Here is a 19,910-nt window from a genome sequence, read left to right as displayed (position 1 = left end):
AATTCTTTTCCCCAACAAACCGGATCCTTGCGTGTCTGTCAGCTGGAAAGTAATGCCAGGGGATCCGTTGGCAATGAGCGGAAGAACCGCTTCATAAACTTTCATTCCCGGAAAAGATATAGCCCAATTTAAGAAAAAACAGTGGATGTTATTCGGCGTTTTCTTTCCGGAGCCTGAATTCCAGTCCGTCTACCACATCTCCTTCCATGCGCAGCCTGATGGTAAGCGGCAGCTTTACGGGAGTGGCAGTCATACCGAGTTTTTGCAATTGTACCGGGTCTATTTTTACGGTATAGGTTCCGGGCGGTAGTCCCATATAATTAAAAAAGCCATCTGCTTCTGTTTGGGTACGCGCCACCAGTGTAGAATCGTTTTTATAAAAACCGATGGACAGGCGGCCTATCCCCTTTGTTACGTTTTCTTCTTCCAGGAGCACTTTACCGGATACTTCTCCCATAATCACCACCGGTACTTCAACCAGCTTCATCTGGTTGGGATCTATCGCCACGCTGATGGCCGGCTTTTTTACCTGCCATGCCACATTATCAAAACTATTTTTTCCCAGTTCGATGAAATAATATTCGTAGGGTTCCATGTTAACGATGCGGATAGTGGTATCGTGCCGGTTCTGGATAATGCGGCCGCCGTTGCAGTTTGTTTTCAGGCCGTAGGCTTTGGGTTCGCCGGGATCGCGGCGGCCATTGGCGTTGAGATCCAGGAAAGGCAGCAGTACCACGCCACCTGTGCCTACGCTGGTGCGGTTGCTGAATCCTGCAAAGTTGGTTTTATCGTCGTATATCAGGCTACCCCGCGCAGATTCCACGAGGGTGGTCATGTTAGTTCCTTTCCAGGCAGAAAACCCGATCTGTGAGAAAGCAAAATCGTATCGTAAACCTATGCCCACATTTGTGATATTGCTTTTATAGTTGCGCTCATAGGATACGTTCATGTAACCATGTCTGAAAAGATATTTACCCAGTTCGCATCTTACGGCCATCAGGCTGTTGCTGTTGTATTCATATTGCACCTGTGGCGTAATTAAAATTTCGCCCGGCAGCCTGTAGGTGAGGGCGAGGTTGGTATATACAAATGGCGGTTCCGGTTTTATAAAGATCGCATAGGTATTCACGCTAACGCCTACACGGAATATAGCGCCGGAGAGCAGCCATTCGGCCGTTGTATATTTTGTTTCCGGCAAGATGATCTGGTTAAGCGTTACGCGGTTGAAAAAAGAAAACTTTTTTGCCAGGAAAGGTTTTGAAATAATAAACTTTCTTTCTTCCACAAAATTATAAATAATGGCCTGCTGGCCTTTTTTATATCTTGTATAAAACAATTCAAACTGCAGGTTGGAAGGCATGCGATAGGTAAGTATACCACGGCCCCGTACGCCGTAGGTATAGTCGCCCGCCAGTAAAAGACTGGACCCCACGCGGGCAGAAGCCATCACAAAAGGCATAGCCTTACCCGTTGTAATAGACGACAGGTATTCCATCCCTCCTCCTACCGTGACATTCCTGCTGAGACCATAGTTCATTTGCACCCGTGAAAAGATACTCTGATGTCCATCTTCCACCATACCGGCGCTCGCAGTATATTCAAATTCATGCAGGGGCAGGAAATTGAATGGTATACTGATGTTCTCTTCCCTTGACCGCTCTTCGCCCCAGGGGCCATAAAAGCGGAGGCGCACCACGGAATTACCATATACCAGCGGTACCTGGAAAGTAAAAAAGCCGGCTGCATCTGCAGTGGTATAATCTACCAGCGCGTTGTTCACATATAATTCCACGGTCCACCCGGGATCTGTAAAATCACTCAGGGTATAGGAACCATAAGACCTCCTGTAGGAAGTGGGCGTGTTTGTAAACTGCACCCCTACCACCGGATCGAACAGTGAGGCCGTGGATGGCGTAAATATTTTACCTGCAATGATCTGCCGTAAGGCGCTGTTATCATTATTTACATAGCGCCACCGGTAATATTGCTGGCGCTGGTCGAACGGCTTGATCAGGACGCTGTCGTGGCTATAGGGCAACTGCTGTTTTGCGTAGTTGTTATAGTTCAGCGATACATTTGTTTCTCCTCCAAGAACAACGCCGCCCATGGCGAGGTTTAACCAGGTGTTCCCGGCGCCGCCTTCGGGGCGTTGGGTGGCTACCACCGACCAATCGGCCATACCAATGCTGAACATGGGCCGGCGGGGGCCAATGATGGTATCTGCTTTCAGTTCTCCTTTTAACCGGCTGATATTCCGTCGCATCATTTCCTGCCGCATTTCCCTGATAGCAGGGAGTTCCTGCCTGGTTTCCAGTTTAACGGAGAGGGAACGGAAACTGAATTTACATTGCAATCCGAACACCGTTGCATACAGGCCGGTTTTCAGGTAGAGCGCAGTTTCTGTGCTGACGATATCATCTTTATTTAGCGGGATGATCCTGTTTTGGTAGTGGATCACATTATTTTTTCTATCTACCAGGAACGGGGCGTTTTCATTAATAAAGAAGCCATATACAGAATCCATGTGGGGTGAGGCCGTGTTCCTTATCTTCAGAAAATTAAAAATATCGGTAATAGACAGATAGGCAGAATCATTGTTGATAACGGCGGGGATTTCCGCCCCTCCTATCCCCTGCACCACCACAAACACAGAGGTTTCATAAAAAACAGGTTCCGGCTCTATGGCAAAGGCTTTCAACGGAACGGCAAATAACATGGGGCAAAAAATTATCCACACCGGTGTTGCCCGGAATATACTGCGGATGCAGTTGAGGATGATATTTTTGCCTGCTGTTGTCATATTCCGTTATTCCTGGATAAACGTGACCGTAAATACACCGCTGTAGGAACCTGACGGATTAGATGGCGGGCTGCCTACGGTGAGCGTTCCGCCGATCCTCACCAGGTTCCTTGCCGGTGGTGTAGCCGTTGTTATAAATGAGCTTCCCGTACTGGCAGCGCCCACGTGTAAAGTGATGGTGCCTCCATTGCTTCCGGTAAGCACTACGTCCGGTCCGTTCAGTATAGAAATGAGCGTACCCCTGTTTGCTTCTATTTCAAAAATGGCGGGTGAAAACGGATACCCCAGGTTTGCCTGCACAACGCTGCCGGTGACGGAGCGTGAGCCATCGGGATAGATGATCACTGTTCCACCGGATAATCCCTGGAAAAAGGCGCCGAAAATGAGCCCCTGCGCCGGGTTTACATACACCGCAATAGGACGTGGAGGCGGCTCCTGCGCAGATGCCGTAACATACCCGAACAGTACCAGGATACCTGCTACTGTTAACCGGCAGCGGAACTGTTTGAGAAGATTTATATCCTTTATCATCCTGGTGAAAAACATCTTTAAAAATTATTGCTGATTATTTATAAATACTTTTTTAGACACCACTTTATCATCTGTATAAAATGAAACAATATATATTCCGCTGCTATACTGCTTCCCTATTACATGCTGGCCGTTGCCGGTAATATCCTGCCGCCATAATACCTGTCCGAGGAGATTAGAGATGGTGATGCGGCATTTTTCACCGGGCACTTTATCGAAGTAGCCATAAAGTATTCCGCTAACGCTGTAAGCCCTGAACACCGGTTCTGAAGCAGGCGGGGATGTGGTGCTGTTATTCCGGAACACGAGTGAAAAACGGTTTTCATACGTGCCTGCATCGAGGTATACCCTGTACTTTGCATACTGTCGCAATTCTTCCGTTTTACCGGTTACGGCATCCTTCAGGTAAATATGCAGCTGTTGCGGCATGCGTGCGATATCCACGGTGTTGAATGTTACCCATCCGGCCTTTTCTGTTTTGAGCCCCAGCGGTATTACACCGGTGCTGTCGGGGAACTGCGGCCATGCGTTAATAGAAAGCCGGGCGCTGTCGGCAGACAGTGCGTAGATGTTAGGCACTGCCGGATCTGTGTTCATCAGCTTTAGCGCATCCATTGTTTTCTCGAAGGCTGCTGATGCAGTGGCATCGAAGTACACCACTACCGGATCAGCCGTTTGTCCGTCGTCTGCAAAGGCGGCGCTCATCCTGAGTATAGGCGTTGTTTGCGAAACGCGGTGATATACCGGCGAGAGATTAGTTGTTCTTGCGCTGTTGTTTACCGACAACGTGCCGGTGACCGGGAAGGCGCCATTGGTAACGTGTACAAAGAATCCCTGCATGGCAGCGATCACGTTGGTGGCAACGCCGTCGCTGGAAACGCCGTTGATATAAGAGCTGTAGGTGCCGGTATACTGATCGGCAGTACCTCCGTTAAAATAGTAAACGGCATTATCGATGTTAGTACGGGTCCATCCGGCGGCAACGTCCCAGTCGACCGGCGAAGGAAACGGATTCCCTACCAGGTTGAAGCCCTGCGTATAGGGTTGATTGTTATTGGTAAGCGTGGGCGCCGTAACGGTTTGATTATTCACTACGCCGGTGATATCTATTGTTACCGGTGTATTGGAAGTGCCCATCTGGGCAGTATATCCCTGCATAGGCGTAAGCACGCCCGCAGGGCTGGTATACGCTACCCAACCGGAAGATGTGCGGTTTTCCACATAGCGGTAAAAAGACGGGAATGTAGCATTGAGATTAATATCATCTGCCAGCTCATTTACGGTGGCGGCCTGGAAAGGAGAGCTGATGTATTTATATCCGAATGCAGTGGGCAGATACCTTTGTATGGTAACATTACCGGCTACCTGTCCGGCGCCGCTGCCATCGATCAGCGCTGTTTGAGTAGCGGTAGACAGCAGCGTAAGATAACCACCGGTATTTAGCTGTCCGCTGGTTACTTTGAGAATCCCGCTGATATTCAGTGTACCGTTCAGCGTTACGCCCGATGCGTTGTTGATGGTAAGGTGCAGTAATGTATTTGAGGTAAAGGCTGCGGCAGGAATTACCTGTGCAGCGGCCCCGTTTAATTCTATGGTGCCGGCTGTAGCAGTGAAGCTGCCATTGTTAGCGATAACGCCTCCTACCTGAAGTGTGGCGCCGCTTACTGTTACCGTAGCGCCGGTTTGTATGGTTATATTATTGGCTACCGCTACACCGGAGTTGATAAGCGGATAGTTTACAAGACCTGTTGGGATGGTGACATTAGTGGTGCTCACCGGTATGGCGGCAGACGACCAGTTACCGGTAATATACCAGTTGGTGCTCACTGCGCCGGTCCATATAGCGCCGGTGGCCAGCTCTCCTATTGCCAGGTCGCCAAATGCGGTGAGTCCTGTTGCCTGTATGGAAGTAGGCAGTGGGGAACTTACGGCAGCCAGCGACCAGGAAGTACCGTTATATCTTGCCACTTTAAAATTGGTGGTGACCGATCCTGCATCCACATCCGCGGCTACCCAGTTAAGTGTTACTGAAACTGTGGTAAAGGTGGTGCCACTGTTGGTAAAGGCCCAGTACCTGTTTACTTTCCTGCTGGTATTTAAGCCGGAGGTGAGGAGATTCGGATGGCTGACGGCGTATACACCAGCAAGCACATTACCGGCAACACTTACATTGGCGTATAGCGTTGTTGCCGGTGTATAATTGAGACTGTCGCCGAGTTCATAAGTGCGGGTAACATTGGTACCGGTGGCTACATTTTTTTGCAGGCGGCCATATACCCATCCTGTATTTTGCGCGGCGCCGCTTACTGTTCCGGTGGCGGGAATAATCACCGCGTTGGTAGTCCCGGTGCGGATTTTTCCGGCCATAAATGTAAGTGTACCGTTTACCGTGGCGTTCGTAGACAGGGTAACCAGTCCGGTTGTTTTATTTACTTTGATATGATTAAAAGCGCCGGTGGAAGCAATGCTTTGATCAGCAGTACCATTGAAATAAATGGTAGAACCGGTGTTGGTAAATGTTCCGCCGGTCATACTCCAGTTTCCCCTGAGTGTATCCGTGAAGCTGCCCGGTACAAACGTGCCGTTGCTGAGTGTGAAATTATTCAGTATGGTTAATGGCGCAGTGGCAGTTTTTGTACCTGCTGCCGAGATAGTAAGATTACCATATGGCGTCACTGCAGCAACGGTTTGTGTGCTGCCGGCATATTCCACGGTGCTTAGTGTATCCAACAGATAGGTTTCAAAATCCGGCAGACTGTATACTCCTCTTACAATGAGACGTGCGCCGTCGTCGATCACCATTCCCCCGCCATTTGTGGCATCCTGGATAATGGTAGAATCGCCGGCATCGAGCGTGCCGCTGGTGATGTCCAGTGCAATCATGTTTCTGAGGGTTCTGGCAAGTGTAGTTGTGGCGGTAGCTTCTTTATGTACCTGCAGTTGTGCGAGGTTAAAGGGGCTGCCGGTACCGCCGATAACAGAAGGTGCGGCGCCCGTCATAGCAGGCATGCCTGCCGATGCATCCAACGATCCGTTAATGGTAAAGTTATGCTCTATATTAAAGTCCGCGTCCGAAGTTACGGCGCCATTGATCACGAGATTATAAAAGGTAGTTCCTTCACTACCGGTTAAAATACCGGCAGGGGAAGTCATGGTAAAAGTAGAAGTACCGCCGTTCAATGTACCATTGCTTTCGATATCACCGCCAACTGTGAAATTGTTACTGCCTGCATTAAAAATGGAGTTGCCATTGATATGAAGATCCCCGCTGATATTCCAGCTGGTGGCCGGTGTAACACCAACCGTATTGGCAATGGTAACATCTGTAAGCATGGTTGGCGACCCGGAAACGGTAAGGGCCGCACTGCCGCCGAATATCACAGAACCCGTACTGGAAAAAGCCGTTCCCCTGAGAGTGATGTTCTGTGCTGCAAAAGGATTAAAGTAAAGTGTACCTGTGCTGGTTACCGTACCATTATTAGTAAAGCTGCCGCGGATGGTGTGCGTGGAAAGCCCCCCGTTGAAAATGGCGCCGCTGCTGATATTAAAGGCCACCAGTACTGTCCACCCCACACTAGGATTGATGCCCGCAGTGTTGTTTACATTCAGGGTAGCGAAGGTAGGGGCGCTGGTAGAATTTAATACCGGTGACACGTTACCATTGAAATTAATGACGCCGCTTGAATTGGAAATAATGGCATTTAAGAAGCGGATCGTTTGCAGGGAAGTACCTGTAAAAGTGGTGACGCCGTTGCTGGTGAGTGATCCGCTGTTGGTAAGGTCGCCGTTTATTGTTGCAGAGCCGCTGCCACCATCGTAGGCGCCGCCGGCTATTACCTGCAATAAACCATTGTAAGTAATATCGCTGCCGGCTACTGCATAGCTGCCGTAAACAGTAAGCCTGTTGAACGTAGTATTTCCTGTAATTGTTTTCCCGCTGCCATTAAGGGTAATTGTACCGGTGCCACCGGCAAAGGTGCCGCTGTTGGCCCAGTTGCCATAGAGGTTGATGGTAAATGCACCGGCGCTAAAAGTAGTACCACTGCCGATCTGCAGATCGCCATTTACGGTAATATTAGCCGCGAGGGTTTTGGTGCCGCTGCCACTTAGTATAAGATGCCCGTAGGCAATATTTCCTGATACGGTTTGGGTTCCTGCCCTGTTGTAGTTAACGGTGCTGGTGGTGCCGGGCAGGTACTGGGAATAGTCTGCAGGAAAATTATTTGTTCCTCCTGCCACCAGTGTGGCGCCGTTTGCGATGGTAAGTGTTCCTCCCGGGGAACTACGGTTAGCCGTGAACGTAGCCAGGTCGAGCGTGCCTCCGTTTACAGACAGGTTGCCGTTGGTAATCACATTACCGGTAAGCGTGGCTGTTGCTCCTGTTTTGTTAACCACAACATTATTAAAAGTGGTAGCAGAAATATTCTGTGCGTTGCTGCCGGTGAAGTTAACCGTTCCCGTTCCGGGAGTAAATGTGCCACTATTGCTCCAGTTACCGTTTAATGTTAATGTGGCGGCTCCTCCGTTCGCGGTAGCTCCCGCGCTGATGGCTACATCCCCGGTTACCGTGGTGGCCGCGTTAATGCTCAGGTCACCACCGCTGACAGTGAGATTGCCGTTTACTGTAACGGCGCTGTTGATTTGCGCACTACCGGCAGTTTTGGCTATGGTGAGGTGATTGTAGGTAAGTCCGGCTACCGACTGGATGGAGGAGCCATTATACACCACGGTACCGCTGCCTGCCGTAAACGTGCCACTACTGTAGCTGAAGCTGTTGCCAATATTCAGGGTACCTGCACCCGAGAAGACAATACCGGCGCCACCTGATTGAATAACCGATCCTGTGGCCGTAACGTTACCATTCCCGATGTTTAACTGTATATTATGACCGGCGGTACCATCACTCAGCGTAAGGTTTCCATTTACAGTAAGGTTCTGGTTATTTACATTAATAGTATGGCTGGCATTGGCCGACCACAGGCCGGTGATATTACCCTGTGTTACCAATGACCCTCCGGCGGCCAGTGTAAGCGTGGCTGCCTGTGCGCTGCCGAAGGAAATGCTTTTCACGTTGGCGCTGTTATTGATCACCGGTTGGTTAGTGAAAGCAATGGTGCCTATTTCAGCAATATCGTTAACACCGGGTGGCCGGGAAGGGCTGCCCTGTGCAATGGTCCAGTTGGCAGCCGTATTCCAGTCGCTGCTCACGGACCCGTTCCATCTCACCACGTTAGACGCAGACGCCAGTGTATAACGGCCCGTAAATGCAGCCAACACGCTTGTTTGCTCCACATAATTGGCGGTGGTATTGCTGCCTGAATTACCATAGATGGACCAGCCGGAACCTGCATTGCGCCAGATACTGAGACTGGATTCGGTGTTACCATTCAATTCTGCATCTTCATAGTGGAAGCGCAGCAGCGTAGCTGCCAGGGTGATACCGCTGGCCGTAATGGTATATTCACGGTTCACGGCTGCTCCCGAAGGAAAATCGGCTACACTCTGCGGGTTAACCTCCACTGTGATGGAAGCAGACGTAGTAATCCCTGTGAGGGTGACGGTGTTATTGGGGCTTTCAAAAGCATAGGCAGTACCCAATGCAAACGTGTGGGAATGCTGGATCTTACCCAGTATGATACCGTTGCCTGATCTGTTACCTGTAATGGTAACGGTGTTGGCGCCGGTAATCATCGTTCCGCTGGTCATGTTAAGCGTGGTTACTGACACATTATTCAACAGGGTTACCTGGTTAACGGCACTGGTTTTATTGATCGTGAGTATATTAAAAGTAGTGGCGCCTGTTACGGAAGTATTAGCCGCGCCGCTCAGTGTTACTGTGCTTGTGGCGGGTGTGAAAGTACCGTTGTTGATCCAGTTGCCCAGAACGGAAATGGATTGCGTAGAGGCGTTGAAGGTAGTGGCCGATGCGATGGTAAAATCGCTGTTGACCACCACGGTACCTCCCAGCGTTTTTGTGTTGCCGTTGCTTACGGTGAGTTTGTTATAAGTGCCGGCTGCCAGTGTTTGCGCGCCGGTTCCATTAAAGTTAACCGTATTGGGAACGGAGGATGTTACATTGAGTGTTCCCGCCGTAACGGTGTATACATTGGCTATTCCCAGCACTGCGTTGGCCGATAGTTGTAATGATGTTCCATTGAGGGTAACATTGAAGAGGTTGGCGGTGCCGTTCAGGAAGCTGCTGCCGGTGAAAGTGGCCGTACCTGCGCTGGCCGTGAAAGTGCCTGATACATCCAGGATGTTGCCGATAGAAAAAGCTGCGGTGGAGGTGATACTACCCGTTACCGCCAGTGTTCCAAAAGTAACAGTACCTGCGCCGGATAAAGTTTTCCCTGTACCGCTCATGGTTACACTGCCGGTAGCATCATTCATACTACCACTTACAGACAGGTTACCGGTGATGGTTATTTCCTCGGCTGCGGTCACGGAACCGGAAACGGTAAGGTTTTCAAATGTAATACCGGTACCGGTGATTGTTTTGCCGGCGCCGGTCATGGTAAGGGTTCCACCAGCAAGGTGGGTGAATGTACCCGGGGCTGTGCTGGTAAGGTTTCCGGTTAAGGTAACAGCTGTGCCGGCAGCCGCTGTGATATTGGTAGCAGCAACTGTGAGGTTATTAAAATTATGTGTGCCTGTTCCGCTGATGGAAGTACCTCCTCCGTTCATTACCACCGTTCCCGTACTGCCGCTAAAGGTGCCGTTATTTACCCAGCTGGAGGAGGTAGTGACGGTGAAGCTGCCTCCATTGAATGTGGTAGCCGTACCAATATTCACATTACCACTCACGGTGATATTGGAGGCGGCAGTATAGCTAACGGATGTACCGCTGCCGATGGCAGAGGTAAGATTTCCTGAGATCGTAAGTGCTGTGCCCGGCATGGTTTTAACAGCGGCACCGCTGCTGGCAGACAAAGTGAGATTTCCATATGGCTGTACTGCTACTGCCTGGTTGGTACCGTTATATTCCACGGTGCTGGTGAGGCCAAGAGAAACAGTTGAATAGTTAACCGGGAAGGTACTGGTACCTCCGATTTTCAAGGTAGCGTTGTTGGCTACTGTCAGGCCGCCGCCCACCACGGTGGTCCCCCTGTTTGCGGTAAAGGTGGAGAGATCTAGCGTACCGGCGAGTACTTCTATTTTTCCTGCTGTTTCAACAGTGGCATTAAGCGGATTCAGGTTTCCTCCCAATGTCTTTATGCCGCTGCCACTGATCCGGAGGGTGGAATAGGTAAGCGTGTTCCTGACCGTTTGATTTACCAGCGTACCGCTATAATCTACAATACTACCGGCGGCCAGGGTTATTGTTCCGGTGAGGCCGTAGTTACTTCCGATGACGGATGCTTTTACGTGAAGGATGCCACCGGCGGCTACTGAAGTGGTGGCAGCGCCGGAGATGAGAACGGGTGTGGCTACATCTGCCGGAACAAACGTTCCGTTTACGGTAAAGGTACCGGATACGGTCATGTTCACATTTTGCGTGGTGGTGCTGCCCACGCCGATGGTAAGTTTTCTGAAAGTGGTAGCGGACGTGCCGCCTATAGATTGGGTGGTTCCTGCAAAAGTTACCCTGGCATTGGTGCTGGAGGTAGTGTAGCTGCCGGAGTTAGTCCAGTTACCTTTTACAGTAAGTGTAACGCCGCGCTGCGATATGGTGCTGCCGGAACTGAGCACCAGGTTGCCTGCTACGGTGAGACTTTTGGAAATGGTTAATGTAGCATTAACGCCGGCGCCTACGGTGAGTGATTTACAACTGGAGCTGTAACTGATCACGGGGTAATATATTCCTGTGAAAGCGGCGTCGCCTATGATCGCATCGACAGTGGCGCTGGGTATGCCTGCAGTCCAGTTGGCACTGTTGGACCAGGAACTGCTTACGGTTCCTTTCCAGCTTGTTTGCGCCGATAACAGAATGGGAAAGAGCAACAACAGCAGCAACAGCAGCCTTCTACCCGGCGGATACCGGCAGGCATAAAGGAGTGCGCCGGGGATACCGGAAAGGAAAGCCCTGGTTATTTTGTTGTAACACTGATGAACGAACCAATGTATAATCACTTCCATAGGAGCGTTATTTGGTTGAGGCTTTCTTCCGGCTACCGTAACTGCAACTCGGCCTGGGCCAGTTGTTCCGTTGAAGCTTTTGATTTGGCAGTATATGCTATGCGTAATTTCCCGGTATGGTAATTAATACCTGATTTGTTTTCAAGCGGAAGATGAAGGTAACGTTGCGTGTTGGGTGTGTATACTGCCAGCCCCCTGGCCACTGCTACCTGTGTTGTTTTCCCCTGGGGCGACACATAATCAACTGTGAGATCACCATATACCGAAGAATTGCCCAGCCGGTTAAAGAGTACATTCAGACCAGGACCTTTTGCGAGGTCAACAGACAGTTCTGATAGTTGCACGCTTGCGGCGGTTTCGCCGACACGTATAATAACCGGGATGGTGATGCCAAAAACAGGGGTCAGTTTCACATTGATACCGTTGCTGTCTGCAGGTGCAGTATCCTCCCCGATGGGCTTTTCATCCGGTACCGCCCGGAAATAGAGATGCGAGCGGTATTCGCCAGGCTCCAGCTGGGCCGCGCCGGTTAACTGCAGTTTTATCACCTGTGCTTCATTGGGTCCGAGTACCACGCTGCGCGGGAAGAAGCGCAGGTATTTACTGGCAAACTGTTGCCCGGAGTCCGGTTCATTAATCTGTTGAAACGTACCATTCTTATTCATCCGGATCTCTACGAATGAAATAAGATACCTGGCGGTATCTTTTCCGGAGTTTGCAAGATTCAGTTCCTCCGCACGTTTGGGGCCTTCAAAAACAACCCGTACGGGCGTCACCAACAGGTTACCCTGGGCGCATGTTTCCTGTAATATCATGCAACAACATACAATAAATGCGATCACAAAACAGTAAGGATACCTAACGAAGCAGTTATTCGGGCGTACCGATGAGTTCATGGGTTCATACTTTGTAATAAGCGTATAGCCGCGAAGCGTGCAGCTACACAGGATATGATTAAGGTTGTCCGTAAGAAGAGCGGCCGTATTTAAAGCCGGTTGATCAGTTGTAATTAACGGTTACATCGAATGGGGTACCGGAAACATATGTTCCGGCGGCCTGTGCAGCGCTTACATTCAGGGTAGCGCCTACATTAAGCGTTTGGGTACCTGCTGTAAGTGTACCAACACCTGAAGGGTCGCTGGTGAAATTTGTAACCGTCATGGTATTGGACCCGCTGGTGATAGTGAGGGCAGTAGACGGCAAAGTAATGCTGTAGGAATAGTTGCCGGTACCTGTTACGGTAAAGGAAGCGGCAGTAATGGTTCCTGTAGCAGTGGAGGGAAGCGTAACACCGCCGGTAGTGCTGCGAACACCTGCCGGGGTAAGCACAACTGTACCACCAGCGGTGGATTGTACGGCTACGTTACCAAAGTTCATGTCTACATCTTTCACAATACTGATGGGTGTTACAATAGTGGCGGTAGCAGTAGCAGAAGCTGTTTCCTGCGCAAATGCATCGGTTGCAAAAGCTGCAAATACCAGCGTAACAGTGGAGATAAGGCTAGTTCTTTTCATTCTCAGCTATTTTAAATAATGAGGGAATATGTATAAAGATTGTTTTCAGGCTACATAAAAATAGAATGGCTAACGTTATCTATCACAAGCTACAGATATCAGATGGGGCCGTAAGGCTTTCATAATCCAGTTATTATAATCGCGACAATTTCTATTATGAAGATAATACAAAATATTAAGAACCACCCATTTTGGGGTGATTCTTTTCTTTACCTGATAATTCTGTATAGGTTTTCGTAATTCGCTCAGGTCGTCATTCAGTGGCTTCTTTATTCCGCTTTTCATATAACGCCGACCTGTACCTCTTCGCCAGCAAACCCGTAGCCAACGCCGGATCAATATCTGCTACAATTACACCTGGTTTGCCATATTCCCCGTGTGCTATGCAGGCGCCGTCCGGACCTATTAACGAGCTGGCTGAATCGGGGTAGGTAAACGCATAATTGGCGCTGGCGAAATAGATGGTATTTTCCAATGCGCGCATCATCATGGCCTTCTCATAGTAGGGGTTATTGATATGGCCCCATTCGGTAAGTAATTCACCGGCGGTGTTGCTGCCGGTGCAATGCGGGTGAAATACTATTTTGGCATCGTGCCGGGCTGCCCACCGGACAGATTCCGGATAACGGAATCCTTCATGACAGATGGTGATACCAAATTTCACCCCATTCACCTCAAAAATGCTACGCTCTGTTCCGGGGATCCAGATATTATCTTCCGTGGGATCTAACTGGTTTTTGGTCTGGTATCCCAATACTTCTCCGGTTGCTGAAATCACAAAAGCTACATTCAGCAATGCTTCTCCCTGGTACCAGTCCATCGGCATAATAACGGCAATGGAATTTTCAGCGGCAAGCTGGCCCACTTTTTCCAATGCCTCCTGTAATTTTCCGGGAGAACGCTCTGCTTCCGTACTTCCCATTCCGGGATAACCGGGGATATATGACTCAGGGAAACAGATAATTTCCGCATGTTGCTTTGCGGCCTCTCCTATTAGTTTTTCAGCCCATGATAAACCTTCGTTAACAGATGTGGGGGGTGGTGGAGAAGCCAATGCTATTTTCATAAAATGCAGATTATGCATGCAAAGTTATTCAGAATTATTAAAGAAGAAGATAACCTGTACCCTATAAAATTCCGGATTTGTAAAATGTAATTCCGGATCCCGTAAACTAAAGCTAAGGGAAGCTATCAACTTTGGGGTTGAATTACACTTTTTGAATAATGAATATAAAAACCGCCAGGCGTTGGTTTCTATGGCATAAATGGACCAGCCTTGTTTGCACTGTTTTTTTACTGATGCTATGTTTAACCGGTCTTCCGCTGATCTTTCATGAAGAGCTGGATGGACTGCTGGAAAAACAGGTAGTGGCAGAAATCCCTGAAGGCGCCCGTAAACTAAGCCTGGACTCACTGGCAGTACTTGCCGGCAAACAATACCCGGCGGAAAAGATACGGTATATCTTCTGGGATGAAAAAGATAAAAACAAGATCATATTTGATCTCGCCGCCAAACCCGACGCTCCTCCGGAAGGAAGCCGGTACGCCATGCTCAACATGTATACCGGCGCGGTACTGGACAAGCCCACTACCGATGGAGTAATGGACATCATTCTGAAGATTCACATCAATATGTTTCTTGGTATTGGCGGGAAATTATTCCTGGGTCTCATGGGGATCCTGTTCGTTATTGCCATTATTTCCGGCGTAGTGCTTTATGGGCGCATCATGAAAAAGTACGATTTCGGGATGGTGCGGAAGTATAAATCGAACCGCCTGAAATGGCTGGATACCCATAACCTGATTGGCATTGTTACACTTACATGGGCCAGTGTGGTAGGACTTACCGGTGTTATCAACACCCTGTCTGATGTAGTGCTGGCCTTATGGCAGCAGGGACAGCTAAAAGAAATGGTGGCGCCGTATGCCCACCAGCAGCCACTTACGGGCAATCTCAGTTCATTAGACAGCGCAATGGCGGTAGCACAAAAAGCTGCACCACATATGGAGCCGCGTATAGTTACCTATCCCGGCACCCTGTTTTCCAGCAAACATCACTACGCTGTATTTATGCGGGGCAACACCTCTCTCACATCGAGGTTGCTGATGCCCGCACTGGTGGATGCCAAAACCGGCGCCCTTACCGATGCCCGGAGAATGCCCTGGTATGTAAACACCCTGTTTTTATCAGAGCCCCTGCACTTCGGTGATTATGGCGGTATGCCTTTAAAGGTCATCTGGGCATTATTTGACCTGGGTACCATCATTGTATTGATTACGGGCCTTTACCTGTGGTTTGCGCGCAGAAAGGCCACCAAGCTGCAATGGAGCAGGCTCACCGAAAAAACCGTATACGAAAATGAAGAATAATGCATGGATCAGATTATGGGGAAAACCGCTGCTAATAGCATTGCTGTCGATAGCCGGATTAATTACAGCCCTGGCAGGCGACGGTTTCTGGGATATATTTTCCTGGGTAGCGTTAGCCCTGCCTGTTATTATTATTGTGCGGAGCTATTATTTTCCGGGGAAGAAGTTTAATTGACGTATGGCCTCTTTTTAAAAGCTATTTTTGCATCTCCAAAAATAAATACAATGGCGGTGCAACATGTTGTTAAACGGTTATTATACCTGTGTGATACTATTCCTTCAAAGATCCGGCTTATACCGGATGCTGAATTTACCACCCCGCGTGCAGCAGGCAAATGGTCGAAGCAACAGATATTAGGCCACCTCGTTGATTCTGCCACCAACAACCATCACCGGTTTGTAAGGGCACGATTGGAACCCGTACCTGTTATTACGTATAACGGGGACGACTGGGTGAACACACAACACTACCAGGAAATGGACCGCGCACAACTGCTGCTGTTCTGGGAATATTACAATCGTCATCTTGCTGCTATTATCAGTGTAATAAAAGAAGATGAACTACAGAAAACCTGTAACAACGGTGATCCTGCGCCTCACACGTTACAGTTTTTAATTGAAGATTATGTGCGTCACCTGGAGCATCATTTAAACCAGCTGATACCTTCCATATAATTACAAAAAAAATAGGCTGACCGGGTTGGTCAGCCTATTTTATCAATGCTATCTGATGACTTACTTCAATGTGATAGTGCTTACAGTAGATACTTCTCCTACTTTTACTGCTACGGCAGCAACGGTAGTATCTTTTAAGATACCATTACCGGCAATAGCCACATTATAAGTACCCGCGCTTAAGCCGGATATTACATAGGCGCCGGTTAATGCGTCCGGCAATGCGGAAGCAACAGTATCCGTGTTCTGAATGGCGTAAACGCCTTTCACCTGCAGCAATGGTAAAGCGATTCCTTTGATAGTACCGCTGGTTGCTTGTGTATAAGTACGGATCACTGGTTTCAGGATGTACTTATTGCTTCCGGTGGTAACAATAGAGCGGCCTGCGTCAAAATCGATCCAGAGGCGGTATTCGATGTCGGCAACCAGGTCGGCATGAACATTCAGTTTTAAACCTGATTGTTGTGCAGAAGGCGTTTCCAGCAGGTGAGATACTCCATTCAATACTACGCTGTTGTTGGTACCCAATACCAACCGGATCTGTGAAATTTTACCGGCGGGTAATTCTTTTGACGCCAGTAAGGTGTCTAATCCATTTCTGAAATCCAGCAGGTTATACACGCCGGGACGTGCCAGGGGAACAGATACCCAACCTGCACCCGTTTCTGCCGCATCGGCCGATGCATTTACCTGGATGTCCTGGATATCGATGTTCACTTCATCGTAAATAGCCGGATCATCTGTCAGGTACACGGTGAGCTTCGACTTGCCACTGTTGGAAGAAGACTCGTCTTTGCTGCACGCACTAAAGAATAGCATTGATGCGGAAACCACCATTAACGTGGCGAAGAATTGGTTTTTCATGATTCAAAGATTGAATTGAATAACAGTTGTTGGTTAAAATTGAATTTGAGTCGATAAAATAAAGTTGACAAAGATAGTGACAGATTTGGTATTATTTATTATTTATATACGAATATTCATTCGCGTGACATTACTCTGGGAAAAACAAAAACTGTACCGGGAAACCGTAACACCCGTTGGATACGGTTTCCCGGTAACAGAACGGCCAGGCAAATTGCCTGGCCGTTCTGTTAATATATGACTAAATGATATCTCTTATCCCTTCTTTCTCACCAGTTTTGCTTCTTTGGCATCCATTCCGTACAGGTCATTGAACAATAATTTGAAGGTGCCTAACGACTGTGCGCGGAAAGTAATTTCAGGACCGAAAGCATAGAGCATGCCGGCGCCTACGGGGGCAGAAAATGCGGCTACCCCGTCTTTCAGGTATGCTTGTCCCCATGCCCAGCCGCTATGCAATGGTTTATCCGTAGAAAACCAGGCAATCGGTTTAATTCCTTTACCTGTGGCATCCGGATCCAGGCGGAATACGGGGCTGTTATCGAAGTTTACATCTCCTACAGCGGGGAGACCCCATGCAGCGGGGTGCGTGCTATCGAACGATACCTGCAGGATGCTTCCGGGCACAAAATATTTGGTACCGGGCAGCGGTTTTTCCTTACCGGCATTATCTTTTTCTACCAGCGCATTGTGTACCGGCAGTCCGAGGTGATAGGCCAGGTTGGTGCTGCTGCCGATGGTGATCACGGTGCCGCCTTCTTCGAGGAAGGTTTTTATCTGCGGAATGGATTTCTCTTTGGTGATTTTACCTAAAGAGTGCCGGTATTGTTCCGGGATATCTGCGGGCAAAGGATCTTTAGGGGCATATCCATACCTGTTGGGCTCTGCGCCTGATACCGGCGGGATAGCGCGGGTAGCGAAGATGATGGCGTCGTATTTACTGCGGAGATTACCGGTATCGATATCCTGCGGATATATTACCTCAAACGGGAAATGATACTGCTCCATGATCCACCGCATCCAGCCGGAAGGCATAGAGCCGCCGTAAGTATCCCATAATGCAATACGCATGGGCGCCATGCTTACGGTTCCTGCCGGACGTTTGCTGATACCGGTGGTTTTAAGGCCGAGGGTAGCAGCTGATTGTTGCAGTATTTCTTTTGCCTTGCCATCTGCGGGCACATAAAAATTACCCGGAACGGCTTTATCGTTGCCGGCCACTCCTTTGGTAAGACGGTATACTTTCACACCTGCTTTCATGAGGTCATTTACCGCGATGAAAGCATTGTTTTCCCGCGCACTCAGAAGATAGCCGCCGGCACTAGCCAATGCTGCTTTGGGAGGCGTTTGTAACGCGCCGTAGGGCAGCTTTGTAAATGGCCCGTCGAAGCTATCGAGAATCCTGTCGAACTGCACGCCCATCTGAAAGGCCAGTGTCCATCCGGCGGCGTCATATGGCCGGATAGGAGGACCTCCGGGATACTGAAAATCGTTTGGATGATCCTGTGGTTCAAACATATCCAATACATGCGGGCGGAAAGCCTGGTTTGTTTTTACGATGTAGGAACCGGCGGGATATTGTTTACCTGCCACGGTAAATGACGCATCTGCTTTCTGTACCTGTATGCCTGCTTTGATGAGGGCATTGATAAACTTTACGGCTGTCGGGAAATCGGCCTGGTCGGCGGGCAGGATGTAGCCACGGGGATCTCTCCCGGCAGGATCTTTAAACACCGCATCATAATACTTCATCGGGATATTACTTCCCCTGCGCATCCAGCCATACGGATCGCTGCCATCGTTTTTGTCGGTGGAATCCACGTTATCCTTTTTAAAAGCGGCAGTAATGGCTTCGGAGCGTTTGGGTGATAATGTCCAGGAATCCTGGCTACCTTTTTCGATGGCATTCTTACCCATTTTGTAAATATTGAAAAGCACTTCATCGCGTTGTCTTGCTGCATAATCGAGTACGGCGTAATTGAGCGACACCGAGTAATCAATAGAGCGTTTGAAGCGCCAGTCGTTTTGCGGCGTTACCGGGTTGGGCGTAGCGCCGTTGGGTATTAAGCGTTGCGGTACTACCGGGATCTTTTCCGGTGTGGGGTTACCGATAATTTCCGTGAGCAGCCCGATCATGTTATGATACTGTGTGGTGGTGCGTAAGCCGCCGTTGTACCACGTAGAAAAGCTGGAGCCATTGAGGCGGGTGTAACCGGGTTTATCTTCTGCATTGAGGCGGTTATACATAGCCGCGCCCAGTGCATCTATACCGGTGATCATCAGCGGATCGAAGAAATAGTTGAACGGATCGCGGTAAGGAGGGCCTGCCAGTACCGATCCTTCCGGTCCGCGCTGGTGGTGGTTGTACATGATCTGCGGCATCCATTCCAGGAACAGCTGGCGACCCATGTTCACGCTTTCTTTCATATTCATGATATAGAAATCGCGGTTATTATCATGGCCGATGTACTTCTGGTATAATACCGGCAACTGATCAACAGAACGTTTCAGTGTATCGGCATTGCGCATGTACCAGTTGGACACCAGCTCCTGGCCGTCGGGGTTAGCGTGTGTCATGAGGATGATCACATTATCAAGGATGCGCAGGGTTTCAGGGTCCTTCCGGCTGCTCAGTTCCCAGGCGGTTTCAATGAGCTGGTGGGTACCTACTACTTCGGTGGCATGCAGTCCGCCATCAATCCATACCACTGCTTTTCCTTCTGCGGCCAGTGCGCGGGCCTGTTCCGTAGAGATACCTTCTGCGCGTGCCAGCTGCTGTGAAATCTTTTTATATTTCTCCAGCAGTTTAAGATTTTCCGGAGAAGAGATGATCAGCATATACTGATCACGGCCTTCTTCTGTTTTGCCGATGTCTACCAGCTGCACGCGGTTCGACGTGGCCGCGAGTTTCTTAAAGTATGCCGCTGTTTGCGTGTAGTTGGCCAGTTGGTAATCGTCACCGATGTTAAATCCAAAATGTTCTTTCGGAGAAGGAATATTTTGTGCCACCGCAGTTGTACAAAACAGTCCAACAGCGGTGAGCGTGACAAGCAGTTTATTTCTCATAGCGTTTACTGAT

The 19,910-nt window shown here is 49.3% G+C and carries 11 protein-coding genes; 3 read left to right on the top strand and 8 right to left on the bottom strand.

Annotated elements, in window-relative coordinates; genetic code table 11:
• Positions 1-148: 148 nt before the first annotated feature.
• The 6 genes from PV783_RS11335 to PV783_RS11310 form a co-directional block, all read right to left on the bottom strand.
• Positions 149-2,716: a hypothetical protein gene (locus PV783_RS11335; protein WP_420988035.1), complete on the bottom strand. Its 2,568-nt coding sequence runs from the start codon at positions 2,714-2,716 to the stop codon at positions 149-151.
• A 90-nt stretch (positions 2,717-2,806) separates the two neighbouring features.
• A complete protein-coding gene (locus PV783_RS11330; protein WP_159454218.1) occupies positions 2,807-3,331 on the bottom strand; it encodes a DUF4402 domain-containing protein in 525 nt (174 codons plus the stop codon).
• A 24-nt stretch (positions 3,332-3,355) separates the two neighbouring features.
• The gene (locus PV783_RS11325) at positions 3,356-11,407 is read right to left on the bottom strand and encodes a T9SS type A sorting domain-containing protein (protein ID WP_420988034.1); all 8,052 of its coding nucleotides are present in this window, start codon (positions 11,405-11,407) and stop codon (positions 3,356-3,358) included.
• 32 nt (positions 11,408-11,439) lie between these two features.
• Positions 11,440-12,222 carry a hypothetical protein gene (locus PV783_RS11320; protein ID WP_420988033.1) on the bottom strand — a complete coding sequence of 261 codons (783 nt, stop codon included), beginning with the start codon at positions 12,220-12,222 and terminating at the stop codon, positions 11,440-11,442.
• A 184-nt stretch (positions 12,223-12,406) separates the two neighbouring features.
• Positions 12,407-12,922 (bottom strand): DUF4402 domain-containing protein, encoded by a 516-nt coding sequence (locus PV783_RS11315; RefSeq protein WP_420988032.1) that lies wholly within the window; start codon positions 12,920-12,922, stop codon positions 12,407-12,409.
• 253 nt (positions 12,923-13,175) lie between these two features.
• Positions 13,176-13,988: a carbon-nitrogen hydrolase family protein gene (locus PV783_RS11310; RefSeq protein ID WP_420988031.1), complete on the bottom strand. Its 813-nt coding sequence runs from the start codon at positions 13,986-13,988 to the stop codon at positions 13,176-13,178.
• A 158-nt stretch (positions 13,989-14,146) separates the two neighbouring features.
• Here PV783_RS11310 and PV783_RS11305 point away from each other — a divergent pair, with 158 nt between their 5' ends.
• The 3 genes from PV783_RS11305 to PV783_RS11295 are packed head-to-tail and all read left to right on the top strand — an operon-like array spanning position 14,147 to position 15,967.
• The gene (locus PV783_RS11305) at positions 14,147-15,292 is read left to right on the top strand and encodes a PepSY-associated TM helix domain-containing protein (RefSeq protein WP_420988030.1); all 1,146 of its coding nucleotides are present in this window, start codon (positions 14,147-14,149) and stop codon (positions 15,290-15,292) included.
• Positions 15,282-15,467, top strand: a complete 186-nt coding sequence (locus PV783_RS11300; protein WP_420988029.1) for a hypothetical protein — start codon at positions 15,282-15,284, stop codon at positions 15,465-15,467. The genes PV783_RS11305 and PV783_RS11300 overlap by 11 nt, the downstream gene beginning before the upstream one ends.
• 50 nt (positions 15,468-15,517) lie before the next feature.
• Positions 15,518-15,967, top strand: a complete 450-nt coding sequence (locus tag PV783_RS11295) for a DinB family protein (protein WP_420988028.1) — start codon at positions 15,518-15,520, stop codon at positions 15,965-15,967.
• 60 nt (positions 15,968-16,027) lie between these two features.
• Here the strand turns inward: PV783_RS11295 and PV783_RS11290 are convergent, their stop codons facing one another.
• Together PV783_RS11290 and PV783_RS11285 are read right to left on the bottom strand one after the other, a co-directional pair.
• The gene (locus PV783_RS11290; RefSeq protein WP_420988027.1) at positions 16,028-16,831 is read right to left on the bottom strand and encodes a DUF4382 domain-containing protein; all 804 of its coding nucleotides are present in this window, start codon (positions 16,829-16,831) and stop codon (positions 16,028-16,030) included.
• 255 nt (positions 16,832-17,086) lie between these two features.
• Positions 17,087-19,897: a M14 family metallopeptidase gene (locus PV783_RS11285; protein ID WP_420988026.1), complete on the bottom strand. Its 2,811-nt coding sequence runs from the start codon at positions 19,895-19,897 to the stop codon at positions 17,087-17,089.
• Positions 19,898-19,910 lie beyond the last annotated feature (13 nt).

Origin of the sequence: Chitinophaga sp. CC14, from assembly GCF_048957795.1 — a bacterium.
GTDB lineage: Bacteria > Bacteroidota > Bacteroidia > Chitinophagales > Chitinophagaceae > Chitinophaga > Chitinophaga ginsengisegetis.
This window is presented reverse-complemented; position numbering and strand designations above follow the sequence as displayed.